The organism is Agrobacterium larrymoorei (assembly GCF_037722385.1).
Taxonomy (GTDB): domain Bacteria; phylum Pseudomonadota; class Alphaproteobacteria; order Rhizobiales; family Rhizobiaceae; genus Agrobacterium; species Agrobacterium larrymoorei_C.
Genome location: NZ_JBBKAQ010000019.1, coordinates 160,253 through 171,856, shown reverse-complemented (window position 1 = coordinate 171,856; position 11,604 = coordinate 160,253). Strand labels below are relative to the sequence as shown.

Here is an 11,604-nt window from a genome sequence, read left to right as displayed (position 1 = left end):
AGGGTTAGATAGGGATCGCATTTCGAATTTTTTGAGGCCGGCATCATGCACAACCCCGTTACCGTTGAAGTCACACGCGGCAACCTCGTCGAAAGCCGTCATAGGGGCATGGCCGTTGTGGTCGATGGTGATGGCACGGTCATGTTTTCGGCTGGCGACGTTGAAAGCGCGGTTTTCCCACGTTCCGCCTGCAAGGCGATGCAGGCTTTGTTCATGGTTGAGAGCGGTGCTGCGGATGCTTACGGTTTCGGCAACCGAGAACTCGCGCTTTCCTGCGCCTCCCATTCAGGCGAAGACGCGCATGTCGAACTCGCCGCCTCCATGCTCGCGCGGGCGGGTCATGATCTCGGCTCACTCGAGTGCGGCGCGCACTGGTCGTTGGACCAGAAAGCCCTTATCGGACAGGCGCGCAGCATCGAGAAGCCGACAGCGCTGCACAACAACTGTTCCGGCAAACATTCCGGCTTCATCTGTGCCTGTAGCCATAATGGAATGAAAACCAAGGGTTACGTGAATGCAGAGCACCCGCTGCAGCGAGAGATACGCGCGACGATGGAAAGCCTGACGGGCGTCGCTATCGCCGAAGATAGCTGCGGCATCGATGGATGCTCCATTCCCGCTTATGCCGTGCCGCTGAAATCATTGGCGCATGGTTTCGCCAAGATGGCGACCGGGCAAGGGCTGGAGCCGGTCCGCGCTCAGGCTTCGCGCCGCTTGATAGAAGCGTGCATGGCAGAACCTTTTTACGTTGCGGGCTCAGGTCGTACCTGCACGAAGCTGATGGAAATTGCTCCGGGCAAAATTTTTGCCAAGAACGGTGCAGAAGGCGTCTTTATCGGCATCCTGCCGGAGCAGGGATTGGCGATTGCCGTCAAATGCGAGGACGGGACGACCCGTGCCGCCGAGGCGATGATTGCCGCGCTGTTGGCGCGTCACTTCGACAAGGACAGCATGGAGAAGCGCGCGCTCGACGCAATGGCAAACCGCTCCATGAGAAACTGGAACGGTATACACGTCGGCGACATCCGCGTCACCTCAGTCTTGTCTTGAACCTCACAGCATCGGCCTGAAAATCCGGATCGATTTTGGCAAAGCGTGATGCATCGATGCAAACGCTAAAGCTCCCTTCGTGCGTGCTTGAGAACGAACGGGGCTTTACGCCGGTTCGACAGTTCTCGCATCCCACATCGCTTTGAAGGCCGAGCGGGACTGGCAACGCTCAAGCCACCCCTTGACGGCTGGGTGTGCGCCGAAAAGCGGGGCGTGCGCCTGCGCATAGCGAACCACTTCAGCGGCATTCAGATCGGCCACCGTAAAGCGATCACCAACCAGATAGTCCTTGTCGCTCAAGTGTTGTTCCAGAACACGGAACGGTCGGCGCAACATGCGCGCTGCCACGTCGATTACGGCTTTGCCGGCTTCGCTATCGGCCAGTCCTTCGGCAAAGGTCGAAGAGATTTTCAGGGCATTCGTCTCGATTTCCGTCGCGGCAAAGAACGACCACTGCATCATATGGGCATCTTCTGCAGCGTCTTTCGGCGCGACGGATGTACCGTATTTGCGCGCCAGATAAAGATTGATAGCCATGGACTCGTAAAGGACCATGCCGTCGTCGTCGATGCAGGGAATCGTTCCCATCGGGTTGATGGCGAGATAGGACGGCGTCAGCGTGTTCATCGGCGCGTCGGCCGCCATTGGATCGGCCAGACGCCGCGCCTGGATGACCGGCACATGTTCGAACGCAAGATCCAGCTCGCGTGCAAGCCATAATGTCCGCGTGGCACGAGAACGATAGACGCCGTAGATTGTCAGCATAGGAAGCCTCTCCGATTTTCCAGGCAAAACTAGAGTCATTTTCTGCCGAATCCAACGGCTATGTTACTCTTCGACAGAAGGCTGGCCGTGAGCCAAATTTCCACTTTGGCCTTTGTGCTCCAGCAGCGCGGGACAATAATATCGTTTTAGTAATAAAACGAAGAATTCGTTGCCTATAAAGGAACTCCAGTGAGCAACGCATTTCGTTAATTGTGTATAAGAACCTTCGCTATAGCCTGAAATCATTGATAACCGGCGCAGCTTTATTGGTGTTCGCTCAAGCATCGTGCCGGTAATAAGATTTTATGGAGTCTTAATACGATGCGTGAAAACGGTCCGATCCCGTCAAGCTTACAAGCGCCATCAATCGAAATGCTGATACCGGAAATACATCGACACAGTCTGACGTTCCTGCTCGATAACGTCCCTGAAATGGTCTTCATCAAAGATTGTTCAGGTCGATACGAATATATGAACGCTGCCGCGCTTGCCTCATTAGGCCACAAGCGGGATCACCTCAATGGCCGCTCAATGACGATTTTCGACCTCGCCCCGAAGCTAATCGCAGATTGTATCGATCGGCTGGATCGTCGTATCCTCGCTACCAACACGGACATTTTCGACGCGGAGGAACCGATCGTCGCAGACGATGGAACAACGCGCTGGTTTTCGGGAACACGCATCATTTTGCGTGGCAACGACGGCTTGGCCATCGGGCTCGCCGGTATTTCGCGCGAGATCACGCTCGCTAAACGTCAGGAGACGATGCGCAAGAGCCACGCGGCTTTGTTAGAAATGATCGTCAAGGGGAAGCCTTTAAAGGATATCCTATCCGCCGTGGTGCGCGAGGTTGAAAGTCTCCTCGACGATGTTTACGGCTCTGTTCTCCTTCTGGACGAGAAGACTGCCCTGCTGCACAACGGCGCCGCACCCTCACTGCCGACAAAATACGTCTCGAAGATAGATGGTGTTCCCGTTGGGCCGGCCAGCGGCTCTTGTGGTACGGCGGCTTTCCGCAAAGAGCCGGTCTATGTCAGCGATACATTGGAAAATCCGCTCTGGGCCGACTATATCGAGGCAATCGAGCCGCATGGTCTTCGCTCCTGCTGGTCGACGCCGGTCTTCGGCAACAACAACGTTCTGCTTGGAACGTTCGCTCTTTACTCCAAGGCGGTCCGCATGCCGACCCAGATGGAGAAAGACATCATCGACATGGCGACCAACATTGCGGGCATCGCAATCGATCGCCGTCGCGCTGAAGAGCGCGTGCATTACATGGCCCATCACGATCCGCTGACGGGTCTTTCGAACCGTAATCTCTTCTGGGGACAGTTCCGTCGCGCACTTCACGAGGCGAAGCGGGAAGATCGGTTGGTTGCCATTACCTATCTCGATGTCGACAAGTTCAAGCAGATCAACGATCTTCATGGGCATGCGGCGGGAGACGAGGTTCTTCGCGCCATCGCCCAGCGGATCACGGAAAATACGCGCGCTTCGGATATCGCAGTACGGCTTGGAGGTGATGAATTCGCCATTATCTTTAGCAACCCCAAGCGCGATGAAGCTGGCGTAATGGCCCGGCTTGAAGATATTCGCCAAGCAGTGCAAAAGCAGATCGCAATTTCGACAGGGCCGATTTCCGTCACATGTTCAATGGGAACAGCGTTCTATCCAAGCGACGGCAAGACGCCGGAGACCCTTTTGGCAAAAGCCGATTCTGCCATGTATGAGGCGAAGAGGGCTGGTCGAGTGAAATGCGATGGCGAGGTCGAGAACGCCGCTTGAAGCATGAGAGCCAATCTGTGACATCACGACACGTCTTAAGGGCGCGCGTCAGGTGAGAGGCGCGTCTCGAAGCGCCCGATGAATCGGTCGAAAAGCTCCGCAAAAACCGCAACATCCTCCTTCGGCCAATCACTGACCACGTCGCGGATGATGGCGATCTTGGCATCGCGCATGTCTTCGAGAATGCTGCGGCCAAGCACGGTGACGGCGATGACGCTTCGCCTGCCATCTTCCTGCGAGACGTCCCGCTGTAACAGTCCCCTGCCAACCATATCGGCGACCAGACGGCTTCCGCGCGATGGATCGAGGCGCATGCCTTCGGCGATTGAGCCGACAGTCGCATCGCCTTGAGTCCGATGCACTACATCCAGAACATCGAGATGCGACAGATCAAGCCCCGGCGCCAGTTTCGCGATTGCGGTGCGGCCGATGACGCGCCGGCCGATCATGATGCGCATGCGTGTCATCGTGTGGCTGATGGCCAGCACGTCGTCCTGCACGGCTAAGCTCTCGTCTGCGCGCTTGAGGATCTGATCGTTCATGTACTGGCCTCGCTTTTCATCGAGCCACCTTACAGTAATCCTTCAAAAGATGCTATTGACATATATATGCTAAAAGCACATAAATTGACGCTTAACGCGAGATCTTTCCATGGATATGTCGGTGAACTCTGCGGCTCCACTCGTGACGGAGCCCCGTCGCAGGCTGATTGTCTTCCTTTTTCTGATGCTGGCCATGTTCATGGCTACACTCGACAACCAGATCGTCTCTACTGCGTTGCCGACCATCGTGGGCGAGTTCGGCGCGCTCGAGCGCTTCGGCTGGGTGGGCTCCGCCTACTTGCTCGCCACTAGCGCCGTCATGCCGGTTTATGGAAAGCTCGGCGACCTCTTTGGTCGCAAATATGTGATGATCTCTGCTGTCGTCATTTTCACAGTCGGTTCGCTTGCCTGCGGCCTTGCCTGGTCGATGGATTCACTGATCGCCGCCCGTGTTCTTCAGGGTCTTGGCGGCGGTGGCATCATGGTCTCGATCTTTTCCGTCAATGCGGATTTGTTTGCTCCGCGTGAGCGCGCACGTTACCAGAGCTATTCAAGCCTCGTCATCATGGCATCCGGAAGTGTCGGGCCGATCCTGGGCGGCACGATGAGCGATCTCTTCGGCTGGCGCTCCATCTTCCTCATCAATCTGCCCATCGGCATTGTCGTTTTGCTGGGTCTCGCCTTCCTCCTGCCGTACCGTCGGCCGGATCGTCAGCCGAAGATCGACTATATCGGAGCCGTTTTGTTGGCTGCCACGATCTCGAGTGTGGTGCTCTGGGCCGACAGTGCTGAACTTTTCGGATCGCTGATTGCCTGGCAGAGCATTGCCATCATCGTCTTTGCCGTTCTCTGCGGCACGCTTTGGGTCCAGGTGGAGAAGAGGGCGCCCGAGCCTATCGTGCCACTGCGGCTGTTCAAGGATTCGACCTTTCCGCTGCTGATGATCATCTCGGTGGTCAGCGGTGGTCTCGGCATCGGCATGGTCAACTACTACGCCCTTTTTCTGCAGACGACGACTGGGCTGTCGCCCTCTCAAGCGGGCCTGTTCTTCATCGCTGTCACCGGCGGCATCGTCGTGGGATCGTTGACCGCGGGCAGGCTGATTTCAAAGACCGGTAGCTACAAGCCGTTTTCGATCATCAGTCTGTCGATTGCAGTGGTTGCCATGCTCTCGCTCTCGCAAGTTCATGCGGGCACTCCTCTTTCAATCATCGCAGGGCTGATGCTGTTGCAGGGACTTGGCGTTGGCCTTGGCCAGCAGGCGCCGATCATCGGCGTCCAGAATTCCGCGTCCAAAGCAGATGTCGGCGCTGCAAGCGGGGCTGTTGCGCTGACACGCATGGGCGGTGCTGCTCTCGCCATCTCTATTTATGGCGCTGTCATATCTTCAAATCTGAAGGGCACCGGGGCCGACATCCCGGGCGTCGGGCGCGTCCAGGAATTGACGCCGAAAATGCTGGCGCAATTGCCTGCCGCCTCTCAGCACGCTGTCGCCGATCTTTATGCCGCTGCCTTCACGCCGCTGTTTATCGCGGCCGCGGGAACGGCGGTGATTGGCCTCATCGCAGCGGTGATGCTGAAGAACGTTCGACTGCCGGTCAGCACGGAGCAGAAGGCCCGGCAAGACTAAAAGTTAGGGGTGTCGACACATCGCGACCGATGACGGCTCGGTTGCGGCCGTCTCGCTTTGCCTCATACATGCGGGCATCGGCTTCTCTGAGAAGCTCGTCCGCATCGCAAAGCGCGGAAAAACTTGCGGTCCCTATGCTGATGCTGAGATCTACAATCGCTCCGGTATCCGTCAAAAGCGGGGTCGAGGATACGGACTTGAGAAACACGTTCGCCATGCGGTCGATATCCGCCGGCGCAGTAACGCCATCAAGGAAAATGACGAACTCTTCGCCGCCGATCCGGCCTAGAAAATCGTCTGGCCGCAGACCTTTACGTAAAGCCTTGGCGATGGTCTGTAAGGCTTGATCGCCTGTCCGGTGGCCGAAACGGTCGTTGATGGACTTGAAGCGGTCTGCGTCAATGAACAGCACGGTGCCTTGAGTACTGGTGCTTTCGCTCATGCGCTGCATGAAGCCGATACGATTATAGGCCCCGGTCATGGGATCGCGCAGGGACGCCTCTATCACCGCAGCATGTGCTGCGATGAGATCGCGATGTAGATTGTCGAGTTCCAGATGCGAACGCGTCAGCGCAACGCGCGCCTGTTTCAACCGCTCCAACTGATAGAACTGAACGCCGCTGGCTGGACCCGCAATGGCAACGGGGCAGATGATGGCCATCAGGAGGCCGACACCTTCAACTGTGCCGCCCATCTGTGGAACGAGTACCGAAACGATGAGCAGTGATGCCACCAGTGATCCGAAGGCGGCAAGCAAGGCGCGAAAGATGATGCGTGACCAGAACGCCTGCATTGTGCCGATACCCCTTTGCCGGCCAAACCACTTGCACTGGCCAAAGCACTCCCACGCAGAATGAACCTTATTCCCCACGGTTCGTTTTGTCTTGCACAAGACGTTTTGAAGCATCGTAAATTTCGGTCGATCCCGACACCATGAAACCAGAAAAACTACTCAGCCCGACACCAAAGGGGCTCTATTGCCCGGTGGGTGACTTTTACATCGACCCGGTCAAGCCGGTGCCGAAGGCGTTGATCACCCATGGTCATTCGGATCACGCGCGGGCGGGCCACGAAAACGTGCTGGCCACGCGCCAGACCCTCGACATCATGCGCCTGCGTTACGGCGAGGACTTTACCGTCAGCGAGCAGGCCATCGACTTCGGAGAGACCGCGCAGGTCAATGGTGTGACGGTCGGGTTTCATCCGGCTGGGCACGTGCTTGGCTCAGCCCAAATTTCCATAGAATATAACGGTCTGCGCATCGTCGCGTCGGGCGACTACAAGCGTGGTGTAGACCCCACCTGTGCACCCTTTGAGCCAGTCGCCTGCGATGTCTTCATCACCGAAGCCACCTTCGCCCTTCCGGTCTTTCATCACCCGGCGCCAGCCCGCGAGATCGCAAAGCTTCTGACCTCTATCCGCCAGTTTCCCGAACGAACGCATCTCGTCGGCGCTTATTCGCTCGGTAAGGCCCAGCGCGTTCTGCGACTTTTGCGCGATAACGGCTATTCCGGGCCAGTTTACATTCACGGCGCTCTGGCAAAGCTGTGCGATTACTACGTCTCTCAAGGGATCGATCTGGGCGATATTCGCCCAGCGACCTTGGAGAAGAGCAGCCCTGAGCAATTCAAGGGCGCAATCGTCGTCGGGCCGCCCTCGGCGTTTCAGGAGCGCTGGGCGCGGCGCTTTAACGAGCCAATGATCTGTTTTGCTTCAGGCTGGATGATGGTGCGCCAGCGCGCAAAGCAGGGCGGTGTCGAACTGCCTCTGGTGATTTCCGATCATTGCGATTGGCCGGAACTCTTGGAGACGATCAAGGAAGTCGCGCCATCGCAAGTTTGGGTCACGCATGGGCGAGAAGAGGCCCTGGTGCGCTGGTGCGAGCTCCAGGGCATTCCCGCGCGGCCGCTACATCTCGTCGGCTATGAAGATGAGGGGGATTGAGCGTGAAAGCCTTTGCGACCCTGCTCGACCGTCTTGTCCTCACCCCATCCAGAAACGGCAAGCTGACCCTTCTGACGGATTACTTCCGTGATACGCCTGATCCCGATCGCGGATACGGGCTCGCAGCGATTGCAGGCACCCTCGACCTGAAGAGCGTTAAGCCCGCCATGCTGAGAGAACTCGTTCTGGAGCGCATGGACGAGGTGCTCTTCCGCTATTCCTACGATTATGTCGGCGATCTGGCCGAAACGATCTCGCTCGTCTGGGATACTAGCCAGAACGCCGATCTGCCCAAGGCAAACGATCCCGGCCTCGGCGAAGTTGTGCGCAAGATCAATGCACTCGGCAAAACGGAAGTGCGTGGCGCGGTGCGAGAACTTCTGGATCGCCTGGACACATCCTCGCGTTTCGCCTTTCTGAAGCTCGTAACGGGCGGTCTACGCATCGGGGTGTCTGCGCGCTTGGCCCGTCAGGCGCTCGCAGATTTTGCCGGGAAGGATATCACCGAGATCGAAACGCTCTGGCATGGTCTGGAGCCACCCTATGAGCCGCTCTTCGCCTGGCTGGAAGGGAAGACCGACCGGCCACTTCTCGCGACACCCGCTATTTTTCATTCCGTCATGCTATCGACGCCAGTCGGCGACAACGACCTTACCCATCTCGATCCGCAGGATTTCGCCGCCGAATGGAAGTGGGATGGCATCCGCGTCCAGCTCTCACGCGCGGGCGACACGCGCAAGCTCTACTCGCGCTCCGGCGATGACATATCGGGCGCTTTTCCGGACATTCTCGAAGCAGCAAATTTTGATGGCGTCATCGATGGTGAGCTTCTGATCGGTGGCACGGCGCGCTCCAATAGTGCGACGCGAACCTTTTCAGATCTCCAGCAACGTCTGAACCGCAAGACGGTGACCGGACGGATGATGGAGGAGTATCCCGCCTTCATCCGCGCCTATGACCTGCTGTTCAAAGGCGAGGAGGATATTCGAGGCACCACCTACCTGGAGCGGCGCAAACAGCTGACCGATCTTATCGACACGGCGCCGCATGATCGCTTCGATCTTTCCCCGCTGGTGCCATTCTCGAACTGGCAGGAACTCAACGATCTGCGCAAGGCACCGCCCGATCCGGTGATCGAGGGCGTGATGATCAAGCGCAAGGATAGCGTCTATCAAGCGGGGCGCGCCAAAGGACCATGGTTCAAATGGAAGCGCGATCCCTTCAACATTGACGCGGTGATGATGTATGCGCAGCGTGGTCACGGCAAACGCTCTAGCTACTATTCCGATTTCACGTTTGGGGTCTGGGCGGACGGCGAAGATGGCGAGCAACTCGTGCCGGTGGGCAAGGCCTATTTCGGCTTCACCGACGCAGAGCTTGAAGTGTTGGACAAGTTCGTGCGCGACAACACCGTCGAGCGCTTCGGCCCCGTTCGCGCGGTGCGCGCCACGCCGTCCTTTGGTTTCGTGCTCGAAGTCGCCTTTGAAGGCATCAATCGTTCGGCCCGCCATAAATCCGGCGTGGCGATGCGCTTTCCACGGATCGCACGTTTGCGTGCCGACAAACTCCCCTCCGAAGCCGACCGGCTGGTCACACTGATGGCGATGGTAGATGAGCGGGAGAAATGAATGAATATGACGCTATTAAAGAAAAACATTAAGTAGACAATCGGACATTCCGGTGCTGAAATTGTGTTGTGCAACGCTGATCGGATCTCCCACATGACAGACAAGCGCATGGATAAGATTTTTCCTTTTTCTCCGACACGCCGCGCCCTGCTGGCGGGTACGTTTGGTCTCGGCGCCGCGGCCTTGTTGCCGAAAGGCGCGCATTCGGAGGTGGACCAGCCGCCGGTTCTTCCGCTTGAGCGCGAGGACTATGCCAAGGCGCGGGAAAAGTTTCGCACCCACCTTCTGCGCAAGATGTCGGCACCTGAAAAATCCGAACCACTCGGCACACCACCGGGCGCACGACGCGTCACCTATCCAGGGGGGCCGAACGGCTCGATCGAGCTTGTCGCCTGGTTGTCGGAATATGTGCCGGAGAAAAAGCTCAAGCCTGCCGTTCTCTTCCTCCATGGTGGTAACGCCACCGGCGATGGCCACTGGGCATTGATGAAGCCTTACTGGGAGGCGGGCTTTGTCGTGATGCTGCCATCCTTCCGCGGTGAGAACGGACAGAAGGGATATTACTCCGGCTTCTACGACGAGACGTCGGATGCGCTATCGGCAGCCGAGTATCTGGAAAACCTGCCTGGAATCGACAAGGATCGCTTCTTCCTGGCCGGTCACTCCAATGGCGGCACGCTTTCCTTGCTCGCGGCGATGACGCGGAAGTTCCGCGCAGCCGTACCGATCTCGGCTGGTGTCAATTCCTGGCGCTACTTCAATCGCTACACGGATGAGCTGTGTTTCGATGAGAGCGATCAGCAGGAGTTCATCATGCGCTCCTCGGTCTGCTTCGGTCACAGCCTCAAATGCCCGACGCTGCTGCTTCGCGGCACGGAGGAGCGGCCTTTCGATGCCGATCACAAGCTTCTTGTGAAGCGAGCAACGTCCGTGGGATCCAAGATCGATCATAGGCTGCTGCCCGGCACGCATAATGGCGTTGTGCCGCATGCTGTCGACGAGAGTATCCGCTTCTTCAACAATTTCGTCTGACGCTAGAGCGTGGCGCAATCTTTTAGATTCGCTCATATGCTTTAGGTCGTTGTTTAACCGCATGTCGTTGCCGCAAAACCGAGTCACACTTTTGCGCGACGTGCTTTAGGCGCGCTCGTCCACGGCCGCGATGGTCGTCCATGTCTCCAGCTTCGCGCCAGCCGCGCGAGTCATTGTGCCGCCAGTGATCTTTCTCTGAAGCGGTTCGATGATTGTATTTTCCCTGAAGACCCTGCGTCGATTTGCCTGCGCGCTGATGGCCACGCCGCTTCTCAGCGGCTGCCTGTTCATCACCGACACCAGCCGCATGAACGCCGACGTCTTCGTGCGGGAAACGGCGCCAGTCTTCAATTACAACAATGTGGGCTCGATCCCTCGCGATCCGCTCCCGCCGACGCCTGGATCGATCAACAGCCGCCCGCCTGATCTCTTCCGCTCACAGTTCCAGCAGCTTTACGGCCCGCCGACAACGGCGCGTCCAGGGCCGGCATTGTCACCGGCCTACCGCGATCGCACGATGGGATACGGTCTGCCGGTCTCCAACCCGCTCCACCGCGCCATGTATGATGTGCTGTCGGATGACGGCCACACGCTGCCAGCCATCCCTTATAGCCGCATCGATCCGCGGTTCCTGCGCCAGGAGGTCAGCTACCAGACGGCTGAAGCGCCAGGCACCATCGTCGTCGATACGAGACAGCATTTCCTGTATTTGGTGCAGCCCGGCGGCAAGGCGGTCCGATATGGTGTCGGGCTCGGACGTTCCGGTTATGCCTGGGCGGGGCGTGGTAAGATCCAGTGGAAGGCAAAGTGGCCACGCTGGACGCCGCCTGACGAAATGGTAGAGCGACAACCGGAACTGGCGTCGATCTCGGCGGCGCGCGGCGGAATGGTCCCCGGTCTGAATAACCCGCTCGGTGCGCGGGCTCTTTACATTTTCAAGGACGGCAAGGACACGCTCTATCGTGTGCATGGAACGCCGGACTGGCAGTCGGTTGGCAAAGCGACGTCATCTGGCTGTGTCAGAATGCTCAATCAGGATGTGATCGATCTTTACGATCGTGTGCCGCAGGGCGCGCCGATTGTGGTGATCTAAACACGGCTTCGGATGAAAGCGCTCCGAGAGCGTTAATGTTGCAGCGGTGCAACTGGCTTTCAGTATGTCTTAACCACTATAGCAATAGCTGATGTATCGTGGAACAAACGACGTACGGCGAGATTGAAAGGCAGG

At 57.9% G+C, this 11,604-nt stretch carries 10 protein-coding genes; 7 read left to right on the top strand and 3 right to left on the bottom strand.

Translation table 11 applies throughout. The annotated features are described in order from the left end of the window. Positions 1 to 45 precede the first annotated feature (45 nt). Positions 46 to 1,050 (top strand): asparaginase, encoded by a 1,005-nt coding sequence (locus WKI41_RS18865; protein WP_340195001.1) that lies wholly within the window; start codon positions 46 to 48, stop codon positions 1,048 to 1,050. 105 nt (positions 1,051 to 1,155) lie between these two features. Here WKI41_RS18865 and WKI41_RS18860 read toward each other — a convergent pair whose 3' ends face one another. Continuing rightward, positions 1,156 to 1,815, bottom strand: a complete 660-nt coding sequence (locus WKI41_RS18860) for a glutathione S-transferase family protein (protein ID WP_340195000.1) — start codon at positions 1,813 to 1,815, stop codon at positions 1,156 to 1,158. A 321-nt stretch (positions 1,816 to 2,136) separates the two neighbouring features. On the opposite strand from WKI41_RS18860, the gene WKI41_RS18855 reads away from it, so the two are divergent. Next, on the top strand, positions 2,137 to 3,600 hold the full coding sequence (locus WKI41_RS18855; protein WP_340194999.1) for a sensor domain-containing protein: 1,464 nt from the start codon (positions 2,137 to 2,139) through the stop codon (positions 3,598 to 3,600). Positions 3,601 to 3,635: 35 nt separating this feature from the next. On the opposite strand, the gene WKI41_RS18850 is transcribed toward WKI41_RS18855, so the two are convergent. Beyond that, positions 3,636 to 4,142 (bottom strand): MarR family winged helix-turn-helix transcriptional regulator, encoded by a 507-nt coding sequence (locus WKI41_RS18850; protein ID WP_340194998.1) that lies wholly within the window; start codon positions 4,140 to 4,142, stop codon positions 3,636 to 3,638. A 109-nt stretch (positions 4,143 to 4,251) separates the two neighbouring features. Between WKI41_RS18850 and WKI41_RS18845 the strand changes: the two genes are divergently transcribed. Then, entirely contained in the window at positions 4,252 to 5,772 is a 1,521-nt protein-coding gene (locus WKI41_RS18845) for an MDR family MFS transporter (RefSeq protein WP_340194997.1), read from the top strand. Here WKI41_RS18845 and WKI41_RS18840 read toward each other — a convergent pair. Beyond that, on the bottom strand, positions 5,741 to 6,565 hold the full coding sequence (locus WKI41_RS18840; protein WP_340194996.1) for a diguanylate cyclase: 825 nt from the start codon (positions 6,563 to 6,565) through the stop codon (positions 5,741 to 5,743). The genes WKI41_RS18845 and WKI41_RS18840 overlap by 32 nt on opposite strands. Positions 6,566 to 6,705: 140 nt before the next feature. Between WKI41_RS18840 and WKI41_RS18835 the strand changes: the two genes are divergently transcribed. The 4 genes from WKI41_RS18835 (at position 6,706) to WKI41_RS18820 (ending at position 11,469) form a co-directional block, all read left to right on the top strand. Further along, positions 6,706 to 7,716 carry a ligase-associated DNA damage response exonuclease gene (locus WKI41_RS18835; protein WP_340194995.1) on the top strand — a complete coding sequence of 337 codons (1,011 nt, stop codon included), beginning with the start codon at positions 6,706 to 6,708 and terminating at the stop codon, positions 7,714 to 7,716. Between the two features lie 2 nt (positions 7,717 to 7,718). Then, on the top strand, positions 7,719 to 9,344 hold the full coding sequence (locus WKI41_RS18830) for a cisplatin damage response ATP-dependent DNA ligase (protein WP_340195029.1): 1,626 nt from the start codon (positions 7,719 to 7,721) through the stop codon (positions 9,342 to 9,344). Positions 9,345 to 9,437: 93 nt separating this feature from the next. Continuing rightward, a complete protein-coding gene (locus tag WKI41_RS18825; RefSeq protein WP_340194994.1) occupies positions 9,438 to 10,376 on the top strand; it encodes an alpha/beta hydrolase family protein in 939 nt (312 codons plus the stop codon). A gap of 208 nt (positions 10,377 to 10,584) precedes the next feature. Next, a complete protein-coding gene (locus tag WKI41_RS18820) occupies positions 10,585 to 11,469 on the top strand; it encodes a L,D-transpeptidase (protein ID WP_340194993.1) in 885 nt (294 codons plus the stop codon). The last annotated feature ends 135 nt before the right edge of the window (positions 11,470 to 11,604 follow it).